This is a genomic window from Streptomyces sp. NPDC004539 (assembly GCF_040610055.1).
GTDB lineage: Bacteria > Actinomycetota > Actinomycetes > Streptomycetales > Streptomycetaceae > Streptomyces.
Genome location: NZ_JBEXLS010000003.1, coordinates 16,995 through 38,814, shown reverse-complemented (window position 1 = coordinate 38,814; position 21,820 = coordinate 16,995). Strand labels below are relative to the sequence as shown.

Sequence of the window (21,820 nt, the reverse complement as noted above, 5' to 3'; positions counted from 1 at the left end):
CGCGAAGGGGCACAGCCATGCCGAAGGCACGGGAGACGGCCGTCTACACCCACGGCCACCACGAGTCCGTCCTGCGCTCGCACACCTGGCGGACCGCCGCCAACTCGGCGGGATACCTGCTGGGTTCACTCAAGCCGCACATGAAGGTCCTGGACATCGGCTGCGGTCCGGGCACGATCACCGCCGACCTGGCGGCCCTGGTCCCGGACGGCCGTGTCACGGGTGTCGACCAGGCTCCGGGCGTCCTGGAGCAGGCCCGCGCGACCGCCGCCGAGCGGGGTCTGACGAACGTCGACTTCGCGGTCGCGGACGTCCACGCGCTGGACTTCCCGGACGACACGTTCTGCGTCGTCCACGCCCACCAGGTCCTCCAGCACGTCGGCGACCCGGTGCAGGCGCTGCGCGAGATGCGCCGGGTGACGAAGCCGGGCGGTCTCGTCGCCGTCCGCGATTCGGACTACGCGGGCATGATCTGGTACCCGGCCTCGGCCGGCATGGACGCCTGGTCCGACCTGTACCGCCGGGTGGCCCGCGCCAACGGCGGCGAGCCGGACGCCGGGCGGCGTCTCAAGTCGTGGGCGCTGGCGGCGGGCTTCACGGACATCACGGCCACCTCGGCGAACTGGACGTTCTCGACGCCGGACGAGCGCGCCTGGTGGAGCGGGCTGTGGGCGGACCGCACGCTGGCGTCCGCGTACGCCGACCGCGCGACCGGGGGCGGGCACGCGACGCGGGAGGAGCTGGCGGCCGTGTCGGAGGCGTGGCGGGAGTGGGGGCGGCAGGAAGACGCCTGGTTCGCCGTCCTGCACGGCGAGGTGCTCTGCCGGAAGTGACGTGACCGGCGGTGGGGCGGGCGCCGGAAATTCCGTGGGCGGTCCGGCTCGACGGCCGTAGAGTCGGCCGGTCTACAGGAACGGAAGGCGACCGATGAGCGAGCAGCACACCTACCGGGTGATCGTCCGGGGCACGTGGGACGGACTGACCGAGGAGTCCCGGGAGCGGCTGCTCGCCGAGGCCGCCGACCATGGCCTGTCCAGCATGCGGTTCACCGAGGAGGGTTCCCTCACCTACGAGCCGCGTCCGCTGAAGCACTTCTCGATGCGGTACGTGGTGGTGTCGGACGCGGCGGACGGCGAGGAGATGGCCGGGGCGATCGCGGAGGACCGGGCGGAGACGACGCTGCGGGCGCTCGGCCACGGTTTCACCGGGCTGAAGTCCAAGGTGACCGACCTGGACACCATGAAGATCAACGTCAAGCCCGCATCTCGACGGTGATCGCCCACCGCTCGTGGTCCCGCCAGGCGCCGTCGACGTAGATCATCTTCGGGGACAGCCCCTCCAGCCGGAACCCGGCGCCGCGCGCGAGGGCGATCGAGGCGGTGTTGCCCGGCTGGACGTTGATCTCCAGCCGGTGCAGCCGCATCGGCCCGAAGGCGTGCCGGACGACGAGGTCGAGCCCCTCACGCATCAGCCCCCGTCCGGCGGCGTGCGCGAAGGCCCCGTACCCGAGCGCCCCGCACTGGAAGCCGCCCTCGACGATGTTGTTGATGTTGATGTACCCGGCGATCGCCCCGTCGTCCCTGGTGCACACCAGGAACCCGGCCTTGGACGGGTCCTCGATCAGCCGCGCCGCGTACGCCGTGTACGCGGCGGCGCTCTCCGGCGGGTACAGCCAGGGCTGGTGCAGCTCCTTGCTCTCCCGGGCCCGGGTGGTGAACTCGGTTCCGTCCCCGTAGGTGAAGTGACGTATCCCCACGCGGGGGCCTTCGGCGAGGTAGCGCTGAGCATGGGGCATCGGACCAGCGTACGACGCCCCCTAGCGGCGCCGTCTCACGAAGTACGCCCCGCACAGCGCCCCCACCACGGCCGTGGCCAGCAGCGCCGTCCACAGGGGCATGGTGACCTCGGGGATCAGCAGCCGGATCTTGGTCGCGCGGGTGTTCTCGAAGATGAAGACGAGGGCGAGCACACCCAGCACCGCGACGGCGATCCGCCCCGGTGTCAGCAGGCCGCCGGCCCCCTTCTTCGCCCCGCTCTCGGAGGTCGTCTTCGGGCTCATGCGACCAGCGTGCGCCCGCCGGCCGGTATCCGCACGGCGAGCGGCGCCCCTCACCGCAGCGCGGGCGCCTCCAGCGTGAGCGTCCCGGCGTCCGCGTCGAGCGTCCCGGCCACCCCGAACGGCACGGTCAGCGCCCCGGCCCCGTGCCCGAACCCGAACTCCTCCACGACCGGCACCCCGAGCCCCCCGAGCCGGTCGAGGAGCATGGCCCGGACGAGGGGGTAGGCGTCGCAGTCCGCCCAGGACCCGAGGAGCACGCCCCGCACCCCGTCGAGCCAGCCGGCGCGCAGCAGCTGGGTGAGGTAGCGGTCGAGGCGGTACGTCTCCTCCCCCACGTCCTCCAGGCACAGCAGCCCGCCGCGCGCGCAGGGCCGTGCGTACGGGGTGCCGAGGTCGGCGGCCAGGAGGGAGAGGCAGCCGCCGAGGAGGACGCCCCGGGCCCGCCCGCCGACCAGCGCGCCGCCGCCGGTCGCGGTGAGGGTCTGAACCGTCTCGGGGGCCATGAGGGTCGACCGGAGATGGTGCTGCGCGTCGGGGTTCTTCAGGAAGTCGAGGCCGGCGGCCATCGGCCCGTGCAGGGTGACGAGGCCGAGGCGGCGGGCGAACGCCTCGTGCAGCGCGGTGATGTCGCTGAAGCCGACGAACACCTTCGGGCCGGCCGCGCGCAGCGCGTCCCAGTCGAGGAGGTCGGCCATGCGCTGGACGCCGTATCCGCCCCGCGCGCACAGCACGGCGTCGACGGCCGGGTCGCACCAGGCGTCCTGGAGGTCGGCCGCCCGGTCGGCGTCGGTGCCCGCGAGATAGGGGAACTCGGTGTGGCGGTCGAGGACATGGGGGGCGACGACGGGGTCGAGGCCCCAGCCGCGCAGGACGTCGAGACCTGCCTGGAGGCGTTCCCCGGGCACCGGCCCGCTGGGGGCGACGATCGCGACGCGGGCGCCGGGGGCGAGGCGTTCGGGGCGGGTCAACTCGTCCACGGTGTCTGTTCCTTCTCGGTACGGAACCCGAACGCCTCGGCGTACAGGGCGAGTTCGGCCTCCAGGGCGCGTACGGTCGTGGATGCCCTGCGGAAGCCGTGCCCCTCGCCCTCGAAGGTGAGGTACGTGTGGGGGACGCGGACGCGGGCCACGAACCGTTCGCACTGCGCGGGCGGGCAGACCACGTCGTCGAGGCCCTGGAGCAGCAGGAACGGCACGGTGACGCGTTCCGCGTGGTCGGCCGGCGACCGCTGCGCGAACCGTTCGCGGGGCCCGATCAGCCCGTCGAGGTAGCGGGACTCCATGTCGTGCGTGCCGCCGTCGGCGAACGCGGCCGGGTCGAGGACGGGGTAGCGGATCGCCGCGCAGGCGTAGACGTCGGTGCTGGTCAGCGAGGTGGCGGCGGTCCAGCCGCCGGCGCTGCCGCCCCGGATCGCGAGCCGCCGGCGGTCGGCGGCGCCCTCCTCGGCGAGCGCGAGGGCGACGGCCGCGCAGTCCTCGACGTCCACGACGCCCCACTGCCCGCGCAGCCGTTCGCGGTACTCCCTGCCGTACCCGGTGGAGCCGCCGTAGTCGACCTCGACGACCCCGATGCCCCGGGAGGTGAAGTACGCGATCTCCAGGTCGAGGACGAGCGGCGCCCGGCTGGTGGGCCCGCCGTGCGCCCACACCACGTACGGCGGCGACTCCCCTTCGGGGGCGGTGTGTTCGGGGTGGCGCGGCGGGTACACCTGGGCGTGGATCTCCCGCCCGCCGGGCCCGGCGAAGGTCCGTACGGCAGGCTTCGGGCAGTACCCGGGATCGACGGCGTCCGTGTGCGCGGCGCCGATCACCCGCGTCCGCCCGGTCGCGGTGTCCGTCTCGACGACCTCGTACCCGCTGCGCGTGCTCGCCGCGATCCCGACGACCCGGTCGCCGCGCACGGCGAGCGTGGGGGCGAACTCGGTCCAGGGGGCGGCGAGTTCGGTGACGTCCCCGGTGGCGGGGTCGAGGACGCCGAGCGTGGCCGCGCCCCGCCCGTGCACGACGGCGATCAGCCCGTTGTCGAGCGGCGCGAACCAGCGCTGTCCGAGCGTCCACAGCGGCCCGCCGAACTCCTCCTCGCGCGGGCAGAGTTCACGGCCGTCCCGGTACAGGTTCCACCAGCCGCTCCGGTCGGACACGTACAACAGGCCGCCGTCCGGGGCCCATTCGACCTGGGCGACGGACTCCTCGGGCCCGCCGGCGACGACTCTGGGCTCCCCGCCGTCCTCGGCGACCAGCAGTTCGGTGCCGTCCCAGGGCATCCTCGGATGGTCCCAGGCGAGCCACGCCGTGCGCCGCCCGTCCGGCGACAGCTTCGGTCCGGTGAGGAACCGTCTGCTGTCGTCGGTGAGTTCGCGCACGGCACCGGACCCGTCCAGCGGGACGGCGGCCAGGACGCGCCGGACGTCGGTGGGCCGGTCGCCGGTGAACTCCTCCTTCACGCACCACACTTCGCCCCGCTCCGCCAGCAGCAGCGGATCGGCCCAGCGCGGGCCGGGCGGGGTGAGCGGGCGGGGTTCGCCGCCGTCGTACAGGTAGAGGCGCTGGTCGGCGAAGTGGGTGAACACCACGAGGGGCCGCCCCTCGTGGACGGTGCCCGCCCAGGGGGTGCCGCCGTACTCGTGGACCCGGCTGCGGACGTTCCAGGGCGCGGGCAGCACGGACTCCTCGGTGCCGTCCGGGCGGCGGCGGACCAGAGTGCGGCGGCCGTCCTCGGCGGGGCGGGGCGCGGTCCACCACACCTCGTCGCCGACGAAGCCGACGTGGTCGGGGCGGCCGTCGTGCGCGGCGGCGAGCGCGGCGGTGACGGGCGAGGGCCAGGTGCCGTACGGCAGGGGGCCGTTCACGCGGTGCGCAGGAAGCGGTCGAGGACGTCGACGCCGAAGTGCAGCGCCTCGACGGGGACCCGCTCGTCGACGCCGTGGAACAGCGCCTGGTAGTCGAGCCCCACCGGCATCCTCAGCGGCGTGAACCCGTACGTCACGACGCCGACCCGGGAGAACTGCTTGGCGTCGGTGCCGCCCGACATGCAGTACGGCACGGTGTGCCCCTCGGGCGCGAACTCCCGTACGGCGGCCCGGAGTCCGGCGTACGTCGGGGTGTCCAGGGGCGCCTGGAGGGCGACCGAGCGGTGCTGGAACTCCCAATCGACGTCAGGGCCGGTCAGCTTGTCCAGGGTCGCCGTGAACTCGTCCTCGGTGCCCGCGAGATAGCGTCCGTCGACGTAGGCGACGGCCTCGCCCGGGATGACGTTGACCTTGTAACCGGCGTCCAGCATCGTCGGGTTGGCGCTGTTGCGGACGGTCGCCTCGACGAGGCTCGCGGCGGGGCCGAGCTTGCCGAGGAGGGCGTCGACGTCGTCGAGGTCGGCCTCGATGCCGTAGAGCGCGGCGAGTTCGGTGAGGGCGGCGGAGACCGTGGGGGTCAGGCGGGTCGGCCACTCGTGCTCGCCGATGCGGGTGATCGCGGCGGCGAGGCGGGTGACGGCGTTCTCGCGGTTCACCTTCGAGCCGTGCCCGGCGCGGCCCCGCGCGGTCAGCTTCAGCCAGGCCGTGCCGCGTTCGCCCGCCGCGATGGGGTAGATCTCGCGCCCGGTGCCGTCGTGGAAGGTGAACGCGCCGGACTCGCTGATGCCTTCGGTGCACCCCTCGAAGAGGCCGGGGTGCTCGTCCGCGAGGAACCCGGAGCCGTCCTCCGCGCTCGCCTCCTCGTCGGCGGTGAACGCGATCACCACGTCCCGGCGGGGCCGGACGCCCTCGCGCGCCCAGGAGCGGACGACGGCGAGGACCATCGCGTCCATGTCCTTCATGTCGACGGCCCCGCGCCCCCACACGACGCCGTCGCGGACCTCGCCGGAGAACGGGTGGACGCTCCAGTCGGCGGCCTCGGCGGGGACGACGTCGAGGTGGCCGTGGACGAGGAGGGCGTCCGCCGACGGGTCGGTGCCCTCGATGCGGGCGACGACGTTGGTGCGGCCCGGGGTGCGCTCCAGCAGGACGGGTTCGAGGCCGGCCTCGGCGAGCTTCCCGGCCGCGTACTCGGCGGCGGGCCGCTCCCGGGCGTCGCCGCCGCCCCGGTTGGTGGTGTCGAAGCGGATCAGGTCGGAGGTGAACCCCACGACCTCGTCCCGCGCCTGCTGGTCAGCCATACTGCTCCTCGATCGCGGCGGCGGCGATCGTCGTGACCGCCTTGAACGTCCGGATACCGTCGTACATGTGCGCACTCGTGTACGCGACCTTGCGCTCCCCCACGCGTGCCACGCCGGGGACGACCGTCACCGCCGACGCGAGGTGTTCCGCGTCGAACTCGACGGCGATCGTGTGCGGGCCCGCGTTCACCGGGTCGTGGCGCACCGCGAGGGGTGTCGCCTCGCGGGCCGCCGCGCGGATGTCGGCGGCCGTGCGGGCGGGGGTGCGGCAGACGGCCGCGTACCGGGAGACGTGGTCCTTGACGGCGACCTTGAGGGCCTCGGGGGCGTAGCCGAGGGCGTCCTCGCAGGTGATGTCGTCGCCGGTCACCAGGATCACGGGGACGCCGTACTCGGCGACGACGGCCGCGTTGAGGAGGCCCTCGCTCGCGCGGACGTCGTCCAGCCAGACGCCCGTGATGGTGTTGGCGAGGTAGGTGTGGGCGAGGACGCCCTCCATGCCGGCGCCGCCGTGGTACCCGACGAACGCGATGCCGTCGACGTCGCCGTACTGGACCCCCTCAACCATGGACAGGTCCTTGTGACGGCCCGTCAACATGTCAACACGTTCGTCAAGACGCTCAAGCAGAAGATTGCGCATTGTGGCGTGCGCATCGTTGATCAACACATGGTCGGCGCCACCGTCGAAGAAGCCGCGTACGGCCGCGTCGACGTCCGAGGTGAACATCTCCCGGCACCGCTGCCACTCCGGGGAACCCGGCCGCACGTCCGCCGGCCAGGTGACCCCGGTGGCGCCCTCCATGTCCGCGCTGATCAGGATCTTCATGGGGCGTCACGTTACGCCACGGCGTCCGCCGGACGCTCGGCCAGTGAGGCGGCCAGCGTGGCGCGGGCGCGCGCGACCCGGGAGCGCACCGTCCCGACGGGGCAGCCGCTCAGGGCGGCGACCTCCTCGTAGGGCCGGCCCGCGATCTGCGTCAGCACGAACGCCTCCCGGCGCTCCCGGGGCAGCGCCGCGAGCAGGTCGAGCAGGACGACGCCGTCCTCGAAGCCGGGGACGACGACCGCCTCCCACGCGTCGGAGTCGCACAGCCGGGGCCGTACGGCCGCCCTGCGGTGGCTGTCGACGACCGCGCGGCGGGCGATCGTCAGCAGCCACGCGCGCGAGGAGGAGCGCCCCTCGAAGCGGTGCAGGCCGGCGAGGGCCCGCACGAAGGTGTCCTGGACGAGGTCGTCGGCGCCCTGGGGGTCGGCGCTCAGGTGGCGGACGTACCGCAGCACGTCCCGGTAGAGCGCCCGCACCCAGCGGTCGACGGCGACGGGGTCGCCGTCGCGCGCGGAGAGCGCCCACGCGGTGACGGAGGCGTCGGTGGTCGAGGCGTCCGGCTCGGGGCGTGACGAGGGCAGCGTGGAGAGAGTCACTTCGGGGTGTCCTTCTCGAGGTCACGTCCGGGACCGCGCACGCGCGGCCCGGTGAAGGGGGACACGGCCGCATACGGCCGTCACCCGAGGCGCACCGGGGCGGCTCGGGGCACCGGCTGTCGTCAGGCGACAGCGCATCCCCGGGGCGGACCCCTGGACGTGAGCGAGTGGACGAGCAGCCGCTGCTTCGGCGCCCGCACCTCCGTGGGGCGGCGCCGGGGCGGACTCGGCCGGCGCGGCGGCACGGCCACGGCCAGCACGAGCCGCAGCGGGGCCGCCAGCCGCGCGCCGGCCGCCCGCAGCGTCCGGAACACCGCCCGCTCCCCGTACGCCAGCCACAGCCCGCACAGCAGCGCGGCGAGCAGGTGGGCGAGGAGCATGCCGTACGAGGCGTACGAGGCCGTCGAGGCGTCGGCGAGGGGCGATCCCGTGCCGTCGTGGACGTCGTGGGACATGTCCATGTGGGGCATCCCCATGCCCATGTCCATGTGCATGTCGGCCATACCGGCCGTGCCGCCCGCACCCGCCGCGCCGGACCCGCCGCTCTGCACCGCGGAGAACCCCTGGTGCAGCGCCGCCTGGACGGCGACGACGGCCGCGACGATCAGCGGCGTCCCCCGCTCGCGCGCGCCGAGCGTCCAGCCGGCGGCGGCGGTGACGGCGAAGGCGGCACCGAGCGACCACACGGGCAGGCCCCGGCCGGCCATCAGGACGTGGCCGAGCGCCGCGAGCACCACACAGACGGCCGCGAACATCGCAGCCCTTCCTGTGCGCGCGCACCACCCGGCGGTCATGGGGCCACATCCTCCCATCCGGGGACCGGTCGTCGGCCGGGGGTACGGAAAACACCCCCGGCACCTGCTCACTGTCGGGGGTGTGATCCACGCCACGCAAGGGCGCGGGCGGCTCCGAAGGGGACCGTCCTTCACGGGGATGCTCAGGCGGGGCGGCCCGCCACGACCCACTGCGACGGCAGGACGACCGGCTCGCCGTCCGCCGTGTGCTCGGTGGTCCTGAGCGGCGCCCGCCCGAGCTCCAGCACGGCGAGCCCCGCCGACGTCAGGTACTCCGGGACGGCGGTGTCCGGGACGGCTCCCGGCGCTATGCCGTGCCGGAAGACGGGGGCGAGCTTGGCGGGCGGGCCCTCGGGTCGTCCGGCGAGCCCTCCGAGGATCGCCCCGGCGGCCTCGGACGGCTCGACGAGGAACACTCTCCCCCGGTCCCCCACCAGCACGGCGAGGGCCTCCACGAGCGGCCGGCGGTCCTCGGGCCCGCACTGGTGCAGGACTCCCCGGACGTAGACGTTCGCGTCCCCCACCTCACCGTGCAGCCGCTCGGCCGCCCCCTTCTCGACGGCGTCCAGCACCCGGTACTCGGCCACGCCCTCGGGGTCGGCGCGCCGGGCCCGCCCGACGGCCGCCTCCGCGAGGTCGACCCCGATCACCCGCGCGAACCGCCCGGCGAGGAACCGCGTCTGGGTGCCGTTCCCGCACCCCAGGTCGACGACGGGCAGCCCCGCGTCGAGGAGATGGGGCTCGAACAGGGGCAGATGCCCCGCGACGGTGGCCCCGGCCTCCGCGTCCCAGAACACCGCCCCCTCGTCCTCGGGGGCCTCCCGCCAGAACCCTTCCCAGGACTCCCGATACCGCTGCGTCACACTCATGCCCGACTCCCCAGGACAGACCCCGGGCCGCCGCCACCCGACGGCCGGATACGGTCTACCCCGCCGGACCCCCGCCCACAAGAACGCGGCGGCATCAACTCCCCTGACAGCGGCCCCCGTTCACCGCCGGGGCAGCGTCAGCTCGAACCACACACTCTTCCCGGCTCCCGACCGACTGGCCCCCCACTCCCGGGCCAGCGTGCTCACGACCCGCAGCCCTCGCCCCTCCTCGTCCGTCCCGCCGGCGTCGAGGAGCGTCGGCAGCTCGTGCCCCGCGTCGTCCACCTCGCACAGCAGCGTCTCGCCCCGGACGAGCCGCAGCACGACGGCCCGCCCCGGGGAGTGCCGGACGGCGTTGGTGACGAGCTCGCTCACCAGGAGGACGGTGGTGTCGACGAGCCGGGCCAGCCCCCACTCGTACAGCTGCTCGGCGGCGACGGCGCGGGCCCGCCGCACCTGGACCGGCTCGGGGGCGAGCCGCCACTCGGCGACGTCGTCGGGCTCGATGCCGTTGAGGCGGGCCATGAGGAGCGCGACGTCGTCCTTGCGCCCGCCGCGCGGGTTGAGCGCCCGGATGATCGTGTCGCAGGCGTCGTCCATGGACGCGGCGGGGTGCGCGGCGGACTCGCACAGCGTCTGGAGGCCGACACCGATGTCCTCGCCGCGGACCTCGACGAGCCCGTCGGTGCACATGACGAGCCGGTCGCCGGGCCCGACCGGCACCCGGACGGCCTCGAAGGGCACCCCGCCGACCCCGACGGGCGCGCCGGTCGGCAGATCGAGCAGTTCGGTGCCGCCGTCGGCGCGGACCAGCACCGGCGGGATGTGCCCGGCGTTGGCGATGTTCAGCTCACCGGCGATCGGGTCGTACACGGCGTACAGGCAGGTCGCGAGGTAGTCCCCGCCGAGCCGCTGGGCCAGGTCGTCGAAGTTGCGCAGCAGTTGCGCGGGCGGCAGGTCGAGGCCCGCCATCGTCTGGATCGCGGTCCGCAGCTGGCCCATCTTCGCGGCCGAGTTCAGCCCGTGTCCCATGACGTCGCCGACGACGAACGCGGTCCGCGCGCCGGGGAGTTTGACCGCGTCGAACCAGTCCCCGCCGATGCGCCCCAGCTGGGTGCCGGGGAGGTAGCGGGTGGCGATGTCGCAGCCGGCCATGCGGGGCGCGATGTGCGGCAGCATGCTGTCCTGGAGGGTCTCGGCGACGGCCTCCTGGAACGTGTACATGCGCGCGTTGTCGAGCACGAGCCCGGCGCGGGCGGCGAGTTCGGCGCCGGTGACCCGGTCCATGTCGTTGAACTCGGTGCGCGCCGGGTGGCGCAGCAGGATCATGAAGCCGAGGACGACGTTGCGGGCCTTGAGCGGGACGACGAGCATGGACCGGCCGGTGATGAGGGGCCGGATGTCCCGCTTGTCGAACTGCGAGGCGATCGCGTGCCCCATCTGTTCGTCGATCCGGGGGACGAGGACGGGCTCACCGGTGGTCATGCATTGGAAGAACGGCGTGTGCGCGGGGAACGGCATGGCCTCGCCGACGGGGACGACGTCGTCCCAGCGGCCGGGTTCGTCGGTGTGCTCCAGGGCGACGCGGTGCCACATCGTGCGCGTGTCCGGCACGCCCTCGTCGAACTCCTCGCCGGCGACGACCTGTTCGCGCAGGTACGTCCCGGCGACGTCGGTGAACCTGGGCACGACGGCCCGGCTGACCTCGACGATGGTCCGCGCGAGATCGAGCGACGTACCGATCTTCCCGCTGACCTCGTTGAGGAACTCCAGGCGCTCGCGTACGGCGACGTACTCCAGGTCCTCGCCGTCGTCGGCGAGTTCGTCGGGCACCGGGAGGCCCTGGGCGACCGCGCGGGCGGCGCGGTCGCGGCGGACCTTGCGCTCGGCGCGCCGGGAGACGCCCCAGTCGGGGGTGACGGGGACCTTCTCGTTCTGGCTGAACTCCAGGATGGGGTAGCCGAGTTCGAGGACCTGGGAGACGATCCGGGCGCTCTCGCCCACGCTCATGCTGGGCAGGATCTCGGGGAGCCGGCGGGCGAGGTCGTCGGCGGCGTCGAACTCGGTGTGCCGGGCGAAGCCCGGGGAGATCCGCTCGACGCACGCCTGGTCCGCGGGGATGTCGTCGTGGAGGACGGCCGCGTCGGCGGCGAGCACCAGGAGCCGTTCGCCGCCGGGGCCGAAGAGGGGGTAGGCCCACCACAGGACGTCCGCGCGGTCCTCGCCGGGGACGCTGATGCGGGCCCGCCCGGAGGACGGGTAGCCGAGTTCCGCGTCGAGCGGGGCGCCGTGGCCGTCGTACGCGGCGAGGACGTCGTATCCGGCGGGTTCGGGGGTGTCGTCGGGGTCGGGGAGGGCGCCGGCGACGGGCAGCAGGTCGAGCGCGGGCCGGCCGATCGCCTCGTCCTTGGGGACGCCGAAGAGCCGGCGCGCGCCGGTGCTCCAGTGGGAGACGAGACCGGCGTCGTCGACCACGACGACGGCCAGCGGGACGCGTCCCGGGCCGGGAGGCGTGTCCCGCTCGGTGCCACGGTCCATGGCCCAGGCCCTCTCTCCGCAGAGCTTCGCAAGATCTGTCCCGCAGCCACCACGGTACGGGGGCGGCGGGCCGGGATGTGCGGCAATGCTGGAATTGGTGCGACCGGGGCGCCGCCGGGCGCACACGCCGCCCGGCAGGGCGTTCGCCCGCCGTACGACGGCCTGTTCACGGCTCCGGCGGCCCACGCGCGCCCCCCGCGCCCCTCAGTCCTCGTACCCGAGCTGGAGGTCCCGTTCCGTCCGGCCGCCGCCGGCGACCTGGAGGACGGTGGCGACCGGGGGGTATCCGGCGGCGATGACGGTGTACTCGCCGGAGGACAGGTCGACGAAGCGGAAGGCGCCGTCGGGGCCGGTGGTGAGGGTGTCGACGACGTTCCCGGCGGCGTCGAGGAGGGTCACGCGCGCGTCCTCGACGGGCCGGCCGCCGCCCGCGCGCACGGTGCCGCGCAGGACGGCGCCGCCCGCGAGTTCGACGTCCTGGCGGGTCTCGCGGGCCTGCTGGACGGTGACGGGCAGGGCGGCGGGCCGGAAGGCGGGGGCGCTCGCGGCGAGGGTGTACTCGCCGGCCACCAGCTCGGTCATGGTGTAGCCGCCCTCGCGTCCGCTGCGGGTGGCGGCGACGACCTCGCCGTGGACGTTGGTGAGGGTGACCGTGGCGTCGCGCACGGGGGCGCCGTCGGCGGTGACGACGGTCCCGGCGAGGCGGCCGGCCCCGCCGAGGACGATGTCGAGGTCGACGGGGCGCTCGCCGACGGTGACGGAGACGGCCTGCGGCTGGTGGCCGCCGGCGGCGGCGATCAGGACGTAGGCGCCGGGGCCGGGGGTGGCGAGCGCGTACCGGCCGTCGTCGCCGCTCGCGCCGCGTCCGATCTGCTGTCCGGCGACGTCGATGAGGGTGAGCGCCGCGCGCGGGACGACGGTGCCGTCGGGATGCTGCACGGTGCCGCAGACCGCGATGCCGGCGGCGTAGGTCGCGCGGGCCGACGGGAGGGCGAGGGGCTCGGTCTCCGTCTCGTTGTGGGACACGAGGGGTTTCTCCTTGAGGAAGAAGGCGAGGAACAGGCCGACGAGCAGCACCGGCACGAGGTAGAGGAAGATCCTCGGCATGGCGTCGGCGTAGGCGCGGATGTAGGCGTCGCGCAGCGCCGGGGGCAGCGTGTGGACGAGCTGCGGGGTGATCGATTCGGCGCCGCCGGTGGGGGCGCCGTCCGCGTGCGCGGGGAGGCGCTCGCGCAGGGCGTCGGCGAGCCGGTTCGCGAAGAGGGTGCCGAAGACGGCGGCGCCGACGCTGCCGCCGATCTGCCGGAAGTAGTTGTTGGCGCTGGTGGCGGTGCCGAGGTCGGCGGGGCGCACGGAGTTCTGCACGGCGAGCACCAGCACGGGCATGACCAGGCCGATGCCGGCGCCGAGGACGGCCATCCAGACGCTGTAGTGCAGCCGGGGGGTGTCGGTCTCCAGGCGGGACAGGAGCCACATGCCGACGACGGACAGGGCGCCGCCGAGGATCGGGTGGAGCCGGTAGCGGCCGGTGCGGGTGATGACCTGTCCGGCGACGACGGAGGCGATGACGATGCCGGCCATCATGGGCAGCATCAGCAGGCCGGACTCGGTGGCGGAGGCGCCGTCGACCATCTGGAGGAAGGTCGGCAGGTAGCTGGCCGCGCCGAACAGGGCGACGCCGACGACGAGGCCGATGAGCGCGGTGACGTTGAAGACGGGGTCCCGGAACAGCCTGAGGGGGATGAGGGGTTCGGCCGCGCGGTGCTCGGCGAGCAGGAAGAGCAGGCTCGCGGCGACGGCGCCCGCGCCGAGGGCGAGGATCGTGCGCGAGCCCCAGGCGTACTCGGTGCCGCCCCAGCTGGTCAGCAGGACCAGGCAGGTGGAGGCGGCGGCGAGCAGGAGCGTCCCGAGGACGTCGAACCGGGGGCGGGCCGTGGGTTTCGGCAGCTTGAGGACGACGGAGACGACGGCGAGGGTGACGAGGCCGAAGGGGACGTTGAAGTAGAAGCACCAGCGCCAGGAGAGGTGGTCGGTGAAGTAGCCGCCGAGGAGGGGGCCGGCGACGGAGGCGAGGCCGAAGGCGGCGCCGATGAGGCCCATGTACCGGCCGCGCTGCCGGGGCGGCACGATGTCCGCGATGATCGCCTGGACGCCGATCATGAGGCCGCCCGCGCCGACGCCCTGCACCGCGCGGAAGGCGATCAGCTGGTCCATGGTCTGGGCGCGGCCGGCGAGGGCGGAGCCGATGACGAAGACGACGATCGCGAACTGGAAGACGCCCTTGCGGCCGATGAGGTCGCCGAGCTTGCCGTAGACGGGCAGGCCGACCGTGGAGGTCAGCAGGTAGGCGGTGATCGCCCAGGACATCTTGTCGAGGCCGTGCAGCTCGCCGACGATCTTCGGCAGGGCGGTGGCGACGATCATCTGCTCCAGCGCGGCGAGGAGCAGCGCGAGCATGAGGCCGACGAAGACGAGCCGCACCCGGCGGGGGCTGAGCCCCTCGTCCCGGCGCGGGGGTGGGGGCGCGGCGGCGGGCGGCGAGGCGACCGCCGGCCCCTCCTGCACCAGAGTGATCCCGCCCACGTACCGCTCCCCTCGTCGCACTTGCCACAATTCCCGCGTAAAGCGACAACTCCTGGCAAGCGCGACGAGTTACGGCGCCGACCGGGTTCGGGGGAACAACCACTCGAACCGGTGAATTCGATCAACGGCCGTGGACCGGGCGGAACTTGTCCGCCCGGACCGGCGTTCTACTTCTCCACCTCGGCGGCGAGGTTGGCGAGCAGCGCGTCGTAGATGCGCGCGAGGCCCTTGGGGGCGAAGGTCTTCTCGAAGAAGCCGCCGATGCCGCCCGCGCCCTGCCAGGTGGTGGTGACGACGACGCGCGCCCTGCCCTCACCGGCGGGGGTGACGCGCCAGACGGTGACCATGGAGGAGTTGCGGTCCTTCTCGACGAGTTCGCCGTCGGTGGGCTCGGTGACCTCCAGGAGGCAGTCGCGCACACGCTTCTTGGTGGCCTGGAGCTTCCAGTGGACGAGCGTGCCCTCGCCGTCGCCGCCCTCGCGCACCTCGAACTCGCTGTACTGCTCGGGCATCAGCTTCGCGCGAGGGCCGCTGTAGTCGGCGAGGGTGTCGAACACCGTCTCCGGGTCCGCCGCGACGACGCGCTCGGTGGTGGCCTCGACCTGCGCCATGTGTTCCTCCAGGGCCTGTTTATCGGGGTCAGGACAAGCCAACCACCCCGCCGGTCGGCCGCTCAAATCGGGGGTCCCAAAGCGATCGGAAACGGCACGCGCACGATCATGGGAACAAGTGTTCTATTCTGGGGTCAGTGCTACCCAGGAGGCGTCATGCGCTGGCAGAACCTCACCCAGGAGCCCGGCGAGCACGGCCGGGCGGCGGACCCCGCCCTGTTCGGCGCGGACGCGGTGACCACCCGTACCTTCGACACGCCCGAGTTCCGGGGGATCACGTTCCACGAGGTCCGGGCCCGCTCGGTCCTCAACCGGGTGCCGGGCGCCTCGCGCATGCCGTTCGAATGGACGGTGAACCCCTACCGGGGCTGCACGCACGCGTGCGTGTACTGCTTCGCCCGCCGCTCGCACGGCTACCTGGACCTCGACACGGGCATCGGCTTCGACACGCAGATCGTCGTCAAGGTGAACGCCCCCGAGGTGCTGCGCCGCGAACTGGCCTCCCCGCGCTGGCAGGGGGAGCACGTCGCGATGGGCACGAACGTCGACTGCTACCAGCGCGCGGAGGGCCGCTACCGGTTGATGCCGGGCATCCTGACGGCGCTGCGGGACCGCGCGAACCCGTTCTCGATCCTCACGAAGGGGACGCTGATCCTGCGCGACCTCGACCTGCTGCGCGAGGCCGCCTCGGTGACCGACGTCGGCGTCTCCGTCTCGGTGGGCTTCCTGGACGAACAGCTGTGGCGCTCGGTGGAGCCCGGCACCCCTTCGCCGCAGCGGCGCCTGGACGTCGTGCGCGCGCTCTCCGGGGCGGGGCTCGGGTGCGGGGTGCTGATGGCCCCGGTGCTGCCGTTCCTGAGCGACGACCCCGACCGGCTGCGGACGACCGTACGCGCGATCGCCGCCGCGGGCGCGACGTCCGTGACGCCGCTGACGCTCCATCTGCGGCCCGGCGCGCGCGAGTGGTTCATGAGCTGGCTCGCGCGCCACCACCCGCATCTGGTGACCCGCTACGACCGCCTCTACGCGGACGGCGCCTACGCCCCGACCTGGTACCAGCGCCGGATCACCCGTCAGGTCCACGAACTGGCCCGGGAGTACGGCATCGGCCCCACGCGCGCGGGGATGCCGCGCCGCGCCGCTCGACCACCGGAGCTCCCGGAGAGCGCGGAGGAACCCGAACCGGCGGAACCGGTCCAGCTCAGTCTCATGTGAGCGGCGTCCGGGGGCCCGGCGCGATCCGATCGGGTCAACTATCGGCGGAACGCGTTCCTCCGGCCGCGCATCCCGGGACGATGCCGCGGGGACCGTCGACCCACACGGTCCCGGCAGTCCCTGGGAGGCTCCATGAGAAAACGCGCAGCCGTACTGTGCGGTGCCGCGGCCGTCGTGGCCGCGACGCTCACCGCCGCGCCCGTCGAGGCCGCTCCGGTGCCGTCCGGTCCGGCACCGGCCACCCCCGCGCCGGCCGCGAAGCTCGACTGGAAGAGCTGCGGCACGACCGACCACCCGACGCTCCAGTGCGCCTCCCTGAAGGTGCCGCTCGACCACGACAACCCGCGCGGGCAGCTGATCACCCTCGCCCTCACCCGGGTCCCGCACACCGCGAAGACCTCCCAGGGCCCCCTGCTCGTCAACCCCGGAGGCCCCGGCGGCAGCGGCCTGTCCCTCGCCGGTTTCGTCGCCTCGACGCTCCCGAAGGACGTCGCCGCGCAGTACGACGTCATCGGCTTCGACCCGCGCGGGGTGGGCAGGTCGACGCCCTCGCTGGACTGCAAGCCCGGGTACTTCGACCCCGTCCGCCCGGACTCGGTGCCCGCCACCGAGGCGATCGAGCGGGCCAACCTCACGCGCGTGAAGTCCTTCGCGAAGGCGTGCGGCGAGAAGTACGCGAAGCTCCTGCCGTACATCGACACCGTGAGCGCCGTCCGCGACATGGACGCGATCCGCGCGGCCGTCGGCTCCCGGCAGCTGAACTACTTCGGCTACTCGTACGGCACCTACCTGGGCGCCGTCTACGCGAAGCTGTACCCGGAGCGGGTGCGGCGTCTGGTGCTGGACTCGATCGTCGATCCCACGGGCGTCTGGTACGACGACAACCTCTCCCAGGACCTCGCCTTCAACGACCGCCACCGCGCGTTGATGGCGTGGATCGCGAAGTACGACGCCACCTACCACCTCGGCACCGACCCGGAGCGGATCGAGGCGAAGTGGTACGCGATGCGCGCGGCCCTCGCGAAGAAGCCGGCCGACGGCAAGGTGGGCGCCTCCGAACTGGAGGACACGTTCCTGCCGGGCGGCTACTACAACGGCTACTGGCCCTACCTGGCCGAGGCGTTCGCCGCGTACGTGAACACGAAGAACGCCGACCCGCTGGTCGAGGCGTACGAGAACTTCGCCGCGGTCGACGCGTCCGGGGACAACGGGTTCAGCGTCTACAGCGCGGTGCAGTGCCGTGACGCCGCCTGGCCGCGCGACTGGGAGCAGTGGCGGGCCGACAACTGGGCGACGTACGAGAAGGCGCCCTTCATGACCTGGAACAACGCCTGGTACAACGCGGCATGCGCGTTCTGGCCGCAGCGGTCGCTGCGCCCGGTGAACGTGGCCAACGGCAAGCTCCCGCCGGTCCTGCTGTTCCAGGCGACGAACGACGCGGCGACCCCGTACGAGGGCGGCGCGCTCACACACGCGCTGCTGCGCGGCTCCAGCCTCGTCGTCGAGGAGGGCGGCGGGAACCACGGGATCACGCTGAGCGGCAACGCGTGCCTCGACAAGCACCTCGCCGCCTACCTGAAGGACGGCACGGTCCCGCGTTCCGGCGGCCCGGTCGACGCGGTGTGCGCGGCCCTGCCCGACCCCAAGCCGCTGACCAGCAAGGTGGCGGCGCCGTCGGCGCACGGCTCGACGCTGCACGGGCTGCTGGGGTTCCGGGGCTGAGCCACCGGCCGGGGGCGTTGTCAGACCCGTGATCCATGATGGACACATGAGCGATCTGACCCGTATCACCGCCCCCGAAGGCGTCGCCCCCGCCGCGCAGTACACGCACGTGGTCACCGGCACCGGCCGCCTGGTCGCCGTCTCCGGTCAGCTCGCCCTCGACGAGAAGGGCGAGCCGGTCGGCGCCGGCGACCCCGCCGCCCAGGCCCGCCAGGTCTTCGAGAACCTCCGCCGCTGCCTGGCCGCGGCGGACGCGACCTTCGACGACGTCGTCAAACTCACCTATTTCGTCACGGACATGGCGTACATGCCCGCCATCCGCGAGGCCCGCGCCGCCCATGTGCCCGACGACCGGCTCCCCGCCGCCTCCGCCGTCCAGGTCGCGGGCCTGGTCCGGCCCGAGTTCCTCATGGAGATCGAGGCGCTGGCGGTGGTCGCGCGATGACGCCGCCCCTGGTCCGCCCCATGGTCCTCGCCGACTGCGAGCGCGTCGCCGAACTCCGGGTCCGCGGCTGGCAGTCCGCCTACCGGGGCCTGATGCCGCAGGCCCACCTGGACGCCCTCTCCCTCCCCGAGGAGGTCCTGCGCCGCCGCGCCCACTTCGAGAACGCGGGCGAGAACGTCGTGAACCTCGTCGCCGAGCAGGCCGGCACGGTCACCGGCTGGGCCTGCCACGGCCCCTACCGCGAGGGTGAACTCCGCACCGACGACGCCGAGTTGTACGCCCTCTACGTCGACGCCGCGCACCACGGCTCGGGCGTGGGCCACGCACTGCTCCAGGAGTCCGTACGGCAACTCGCCGCCCGGGGGTACACCCGGCTGTACCTGTGGGTCCTCAAGGGCAACACCCGCGCGCGCCGGTTCTACGAGCGCGCGGGACTGCACCCGGACGGCGCGGAGGAGCCGTTCGAGGCGGGCGGGGCGCTGGTGCCCGAGGTGCGGTACGTGGGGGAGGTGGGCGGCTGACACCCCGGGGCATGGAGGCGCCGGGAGGGCGAGGTTCGTCGAGAGGGCGCCGCGGGCCGGGGCGGAATGCACGCCCCTCACCCCTCCCCCGGAATCCTCCCCAGCGCCAGCACCGCCGCCTCCGCCAGTGCCGGATGGGCCAGCGCCTCCCGCAGTACCGGCCGCGCGCGGGGGTCGCCGAGAGCTCCGAGGCCCTCGACGCAGGCCAGGGCCACGCGCCGGTACGGGTCGTGGGGGGTGAGGCGGCGGCGGAGGGTGGTGATCAGGGCCGGGGCGGATTCGGGGGCGGCGAGGGCGGCCAGGAGGCGGACGGGGTGCAGGGCGTAGGCGACGCGGAGTTCGTTGGTGGCGAGGGCGGCGGCGGCGCGGGCGGTGCGGGGGTCGCCGAGGCGGGCCAGCGCGTACGCGGCGGAGGCGCAGCGTGGGGGGTCGCGGTGGTTGAGGAGGAGGACGAGCGCCTCGAAGGCACGCCGGTCGCCCGCGAGGCCGAGCCGGAACGCGGCCAGCTCCCGCGCCCACAGCGGCTGTCCGGGCTCGGTCAGCACGCCGGCCAGTACGTCCGGGTCGTCGGCGCCCGCGAGCCGCTCGAAGAGCGCGCCCCCGCCCGACTCCCGCCGTAAGCGCTCCGTGAGCGATCGCGACTCCTCGTCCATGATTCCGAGCGTAGGCGGGGTACGACCAGGAAGGGAGCCGGTTCGCGAAGTCCGCCTGCTCCGGGGGCTGGCGCGCTCGTTACTCACCGGTTAAGCTCAGACGAGCGGGACACCCTCCCGTGTATCTCCTCCTGACGGCCTGGTGACGCAGCCGCCGGGAGAAGCACGACCCGGCTCCGGGACAGGGCCGGTCGATTCCAGCAGGACGCCGTACGACCGGCGGGCGTGTGCGCGCCCCTCGTCGGCGGCCCCGGGCGTGTGCGCTCGCAGCCCGGCATCACCCGCACCTTCCGCGCCCCGCGCGCCCTTCGGCGCACCCGGCGCTCTCCCAGTCGTCACCTCTTCCCTGGAGTCCCTCGATGGCCACTCCCCTGTCCCCCTCTTCTGCTTCCTCTGCTTCCTCCGCCTCTTCTCCGGACGCCCCCGCGCCCCTGCACACCGTCGCCGTCGTCGGCCTCGGCACGATGGGCGCCGGTATCACCGAAGTCCTCGCCAAGGCCGGCCGCCGGGTGATCGGCATCGACATCAGCGCCGCCCAGGCGGCCCGCTGCCTCGCCGCCCTGGAGACCTCCACCGCCCGCGCCGTCGCCCGCGGCAGGCTCACCGAACGGCAGCGCGCGGACGCCCTCGCCCTGGTCAGCACGGGCACCGACCTGCGCGAGGCGGCCGGCGCCGACCTGGTGATCGAGGTCGCGCCGGAGTCGTACGAGATCAAGCAGCAGCTCTTCCGTGAGCTGGACGCGATCGTCCGGCCCGACGCGATCCTCGCGACCGGGACCAACGCCCTGTCCGTGACCCGGCTCGCGGCCGAGTCGGCACGTCCGGAGCGGGTGCTCGGGCTGCACTTCTTCAACCCGGCACCGGCGATGAAGCTCGTCGAGGTCGTCTCGTCGGTGCTGACCGCCCCGCAGGCCGTCGCACAGGTCACCGGACTCGCCGTCGAACTGGGCAAGGAGCCGGTGGCGGTCGGCGACCGGCCGGGGTTCGTCGCGGACGGCCTGCTCTTCGGCTACCTCAACCAGGCGGCGGCGATGTACGAGGCGCGCTACGCCTCCCGCGAGGACATCGACGCGGCGATGAAGCTCGGCTGCGGTCTGCCCATGGGCCCCCTCGCCCTGCTCGACCTGATCGGCGTCGACACCGCGCGCACCGTCCTGGACGCCATGTACGCCGCCTCCCACGACCGGCTGCACGCCCCCGCGCCGATCCTCAAGCAGCTCAGCGAGGCCGGCCTGACGGGCCGCAAGGCGGGCCGGGGCTTCTACACGTACGAGGCCCCCGGCAGCCCGGCCGTCGTCCCCGACGCCCTCACCCCGGCCCCCGGCGGCTCCGGCGTCCCCGGCCGCCCCGTCCGCTCCGTCGGCGTCGCCGGGTCCGGGACCATGGCGTCCGGTATCGCCGAGGTCTTCGCGAAGGCCGGGTACGACGTCGTCCTCGCCGCCCGCACCGAGGAGAAGGCCGCCGCCGCGAAGGCCCGCATCGGGAAGTCCTTCGCCCGGTCCGTCGACAAGGGCCGGCTCACCCCCGAGGCGGCGGCGGGCGCGCTGGAGCGGATCACGCCGGCCGGTTCGTACGACGCGTTCGCGGACGTCGATCTCGCCGTGGAGGCGGTCGCGGAGGATCTCGCGGTCAAGCAGCAGCTCTTCGCGACGCTGGACAAGGTGTGCAGGCCGGGGGCGGTGCTGGCGACGACGACGTCGTCCCTGCCGGTGATCGCGTGCGCGCGGGCGACGTCGCGGCCCCAGGACGTCGTCGGGATGCACTTCTTCAATCCGGCGCCGGCGATGAAGCTGGTCGAGGTCGTCCGTACAGTGTTGACGGCCGAGGATGCCCGATCAACTGTTGACGAGGTCTGTGCGTCGATCAAGAAGCATCCCGTCAACTGTGGAGACCGGGCCGGGTTCATCGTGAATGCCCTGCTGTTCCCGTATCTCAACAACGCGATCAAGATGGTGCAGGAACACTACGCGTCTCTTGACGACATCGACGCGGCGATGAAGCTGGGCGGCGGCTACCCGATGGGCCCCTTCGAGCTCCTGGACGTCGTCGGCCTGGACGTCTCCCTCGCCATCGAGAAGGTCCTGCACCGCGAGTTCCGGGACCCCGGCCTCGCGCCGGCGCCGCTCCTGGAGCACCTGGTCGCCGCGGGGTGCCTCGGCCGCAAGACGGGCCGCGGCTTCCGCGAACATGCCAGGCGCTGATCCCTTCGGAGGACGGGCGGACTGGGGCGGACTGCTCG

General features: G+C 73.7%; 20 protein-coding genes. 7 read left to right on the top strand and 13 right to left on the bottom strand.

Features of this window, described 5'->3' with window-relative positions:
- Nucleotides 1–17: 17 nt before the first annotated feature.
- Nucleotides 18–833: a class I SAM-dependent methyltransferase gene (locus ABZX85_RS06830; protein ID WP_355863190.1), complete on the top strand. Its 816-nt coding sequence runs from the start codon at nt 18–20 to the stop codon at nt 831–833.
- 94 nt (nt 834–927) lie between these two features.
- Nucleotides 928–1,275: a DUF6204 family protein gene (locus ABZX85_RS06825; protein WP_355863188.1), complete on the top strand. Its 348-nt coding sequence runs from the start codon at nt 928–930 to the stop codon at nt 1,273–1,275.
- Here the strand turns inward: ABZX85_RS06825 and ABZX85_RS06820 are convergent.
- The 12 genes from ABZX85_RS06820 to ABZX85_RS06765 all read right to left on the bottom strand — a co-directional run bounded on the left by ABZX85_RS06820 (nt 1,253) and on the right by ABZX85_RS06765 (nt 15,025).
- Nucleotides 1,253–1,795, bottom strand: coding sequence for a GNAT family protein (locus ABZX85_RS06820; protein ID WP_355863186.1), 543 nt, complete (start codon nt 1,793–1,795; stop codon nt 1,253–1,255). The two genes, ABZX85_RS06825 and ABZX85_RS06820, sit on opposite strands and share 23 nt — an antisense overlap.
- A gap of 21 nt (nt 1,796–1,816) precedes the next feature.
- Nucleotides 1,817–2,059: a DUF1049 domain-containing protein gene (locus ABZX85_RS06815; RefSeq protein WP_355863184.1), complete on the bottom strand. Its 243-nt coding sequence runs from the start codon at nt 2,057–2,059 to the stop codon at nt 1,817–1,819.
- Between the two features lie 50 nt (nt 2,060–2,109).
- On the bottom strand, nt 2,110–3,036 hold the full coding sequence (locus tag ABZX85_RS06810) for an LD-carboxypeptidase (RefSeq protein ID WP_355863182.1): 927 nt from the start codon (nt 3,034–3,036) through the stop codon (nt 2,110–2,112).
- On the bottom strand, nt 3,024–4,907 hold the full coding sequence (locus ABZX85_RS06805) for a prolyl oligopeptidase family serine peptidase (protein WP_355863180.1): 1,884 nt from the start codon (nt 4,905–4,907) through the stop codon (nt 3,024–3,026). Before ABZX85_RS06805 ends, ABZX85_RS06810 begins: the two co-directional genes overlap by 13 nt.
- On the bottom strand, nt 4,904–6,208 hold the full coding sequence (locus tag ABZX85_RS06800) for a M20/M25/M40 family metallo-hydrolase (RefSeq protein ID WP_355863179.1): 1,305 nt from the start codon (nt 6,206–6,208) through the stop codon (nt 4,904–4,906). The genes ABZX85_RS06805 and ABZX85_RS06800 overlap by 4 nt, the downstream gene beginning before the upstream one ends.
- On the bottom strand, nt 6,201–7,034 hold the full coding sequence (locus ABZX85_RS06795) for a M55 family metallopeptidase (protein ID WP_355863177.1): 834 nt from the start codon (nt 7,032–7,034) through the stop codon (nt 6,201–6,203). The genes ABZX85_RS06800 and ABZX85_RS06795 overlap by 8 nt, the downstream gene beginning before the upstream one ends.
- 11 nt (nt 7,035–7,045) lie before the next feature.
- On the bottom strand, nt 7,046–7,630 hold the full coding sequence (locus ABZX85_RS06790) for a sigma-70 family RNA polymerase sigma factor (protein WP_355863175.1): 585 nt from the start codon (nt 7,628–7,630) through the stop codon (nt 7,046–7,048).
- Between the two features lie 122 nt (nt 7,631–7,752).
- The gene (locus tag ABZX85_RS06785; protein ID WP_355863173.1) at nt 7,753–8,424 is read right to left on the bottom strand and encodes a hypothetical protein; all 672 of its coding nucleotides are present in this window, start codon (nt 8,422–8,424) and stop codon (nt 7,753–7,755) included.
- Between the two features lie 143 nt (nt 8,425–8,567).
- Nucleotides 8,568–9,293 (bottom strand): class I SAM-dependent methyltransferase, encoded by a 726-nt coding sequence (locus ABZX85_RS06780; RefSeq protein WP_355863171.1) that lies wholly within the window; start codon nt 9,291–9,293, stop codon nt 8,568–8,570.
- A 120-nt stretch (nt 9,294–9,413) separates the two neighbouring features.
- A complete protein-coding gene (locus ABZX85_RS06775) occupies nt 9,414–11,831 on the bottom strand; it encodes a SpoIIE family protein phosphatase (RefSeq protein ID WP_355863169.1) in 2,418 nt (805 codons plus the stop codon).
- A 204-nt stretch (nt 11,832–12,035) separates the two neighbouring features.
- Nucleotides 12,036–14,414 carry an MFS transporter gene (locus ABZX85_RS06770; RefSeq protein WP_355863167.1) on the bottom strand — a complete coding sequence of 793 codons (2,379 nt, stop codon included), beginning with the start codon at nt 14,412–14,414 and terminating at the stop codon, nt 12,036–12,038.
- Nucleotides 14,415–14,581: 167 nt separating this feature from the next.
- On the bottom strand, nt 14,582–15,025 hold the full coding sequence (locus tag ABZX85_RS06765) for an SRPBCC family protein (RefSeq protein WP_355863165.1): 444 nt from the start codon (nt 15,023–15,025) through the stop codon (nt 14,582–14,584).
- Between the two features lie 156 nt (nt 15,026–15,181).
- Between ABZX85_RS06765 and ABZX85_RS06760 the strand changes: the two genes are divergently transcribed.
- The 4 genes from ABZX85_RS06760 to ABZX85_RS06745 all read left to right on the top strand — a co-directional run bounded on the left by ABZX85_RS06760 (nt 15,182) and on the right by ABZX85_RS06745 (nt 18,928).
- On the top strand, nt 15,182–16,240 hold the full coding sequence (locus tag ABZX85_RS06760) for an Rv2578c family radical SAM protein (RefSeq protein ID WP_355863163.1): 1,059 nt from the start codon (nt 15,182–15,184) through the stop codon (nt 16,238–16,240).
- Between the two features lie 132 nt (nt 16,241–16,372).
- Nucleotides 16,373–17,962, top strand: a complete 1,590-nt coding sequence (locus ABZX85_RS06755; protein WP_355863161.1) for an alpha/beta hydrolase — start codon at nt 16,373–16,375, stop codon at nt 17,960–17,962.
- 46 nt (nt 17,963–18,008) lie between these two features.
- Complete coding sequence (locus tag ABZX85_RS06750; RefSeq protein ID WP_355863159.1) at nt 18,009–18,407, top strand: RidA family protein; 399 nt, start codon at nt 18,009–18,011, stop codon at nt 18,405–18,407.
- Nucleotides 18,404–18,928, top strand: coding sequence for a GNAT family N-acetyltransferase (locus ABZX85_RS06745; protein ID WP_355863157.1), 525 nt, complete (start codon nt 18,404–18,406; stop codon nt 18,926–18,928). Before ABZX85_RS06750 ends, ABZX85_RS06745 begins: the two co-directional genes overlap by 4 nt.
- 77 nt (nt 18,929–19,005) lie before the next feature.
- Here ABZX85_RS06745 and ABZX85_RS06740 read toward each other — a convergent pair whose 3' ends face one another.
- Nucleotides 19,006–19,581, bottom strand: coding sequence for an adenylosuccinate lyase (locus ABZX85_RS06740; RefSeq protein ID WP_355863155.1), 576 nt, complete (start codon nt 19,579–19,581; stop codon nt 19,006–19,008).
- 359 nt (nt 19,582–19,940) lie between these two features.
- Between ABZX85_RS06740 and ABZX85_RS06735 the strand changes: the two genes are divergently transcribed.
- Nucleotides 19,941–21,782 carry a 3-hydroxybutyryl-CoA dehydrogenase gene (locus ABZX85_RS06735; protein ID WP_355863153.1) on the top strand — a complete coding sequence of 614 codons (1,842 nt, stop codon included), beginning with the start codon at nt 19,941–19,943 and terminating at the stop codon, nt 21,780–21,782.
- Nucleotides 21,783–21,820 lie beyond the last annotated feature (38 nt).

What these genes read in the sequence shown, in the direction of transcription:
- ABZX85_RS06830 (WP_355863190.1), top strand. Translation starts at nt 18, where the DNA reads ATGCCGAAGGCACGGGAGACGGCCGTCTACACCCACGGCCACCACGAG.
- ABZX85_RS06825 (WP_355863188.1), top strand. Translation starts at nt 928, where the DNA reads ATGAGCGAGCAGCACACCTACCGGGTGATCGTCCGGGGCACGTGGGAC.
- ABZX85_RS06820 (WP_355863186.1), bottom strand. Translation starts at nt 1,795, where the DNA reads ATGCCCCATGCTCAGCGCTACCTCGCCGAAGGCCCCCGCGTGGGGATA.
- ABZX85_RS06815 (WP_355863184.1), bottom strand. Translation starts at nt 2,059, where the DNA reads ATGAGCCCGAAGACGACCTCCGAGAGCGGGGCGAAGAAGGGGGCCGGC.
- ABZX85_RS06800 (WP_355863179.1), bottom strand. Translation starts at nt 6,208, where the DNA reads ATGGCTGACCAGCAGGCGCGGGACGAGGTCGTGGGGTTCACCTCCGAC.
- ABZX85_RS06795 (WP_355863177.1), bottom strand. Translation starts at nt 7,034, where the DNA reads ATGAAGATCCTGATCAGCGCGGACATGGAGGGCGCCACCGGGGTCACC.
- ABZX85_RS06785 (WP_355863173.1), bottom strand. Translation starts at nt 8,424, where the DNA reads ATGACCGCCGGGTGGTGCGCGCGCACAGGAAGGGCTGCGATGTTCGCG.
- ABZX85_RS06780 (WP_355863171.1), bottom strand. Translation starts at nt 9,293, where the DNA reads ATGAGTGTGACGCAGCGGTATCGGGAGTCCTGGGAAGGGTTCTGGCGG.
- ABZX85_RS06775 (WP_355863169.1), bottom strand. Translation starts at nt 11,831, where the DNA reads ATGGACCGTGGCACCGAGCGGGACACGCCTCCCGGCCCGGGACGCGTC.
- ABZX85_RS06765 (WP_355863165.1), bottom strand. Translation starts at nt 15,025, where the DNA reads ATGGCGCAGGTCGAGGCCACCACCGAGCGCGTCGTCGCGGCGGACCCG.
- ABZX85_RS06760 (WP_355863163.1), top strand. Translation starts at nt 15,182, where the DNA reads ATGCGCTGGCAGAACCTCACCCAGGAGCCCGGCGAGCACGGCCGGGCG.
- ABZX85_RS06755 (WP_355863161.1), top strand. Translation starts at nt 16,373, where the DNA reads ATGAGAAAACGCGCAGCCGTACTGTGCGGTGCCGCGGCCGTCGTGGCC.
- ABZX85_RS06750 (WP_355863159.1), top strand. Translation starts at nt 18,009, where the DNA reads ATGAGCGATCTGACCCGTATCACCGCCCCCGAAGGCGTCGCCCCCGCC.
- ABZX85_RS06745 (WP_355863157.1), top strand. Translation starts at nt 18,404, where the DNA reads ATGACGCCGCCCCTGGTCCGCCCCATGGTCCTCGCCGACTGCGAGCGC.
- ABZX85_RS06740 (WP_355863155.1), bottom strand. Translation starts at nt 19,581, where the DNA reads ATGGACGAGGAGTCGCGATCGCTCACGGAGCGCTTACGGCGGGAGTCG.
- ABZX85_RS06735 (WP_355863153.1), top strand. Translation starts at nt 19,941, where the DNA reads ATGGCCACTCCCCTGTCCCCCTCTTCTGCTTCCTCTGCTTCCTCCGCC.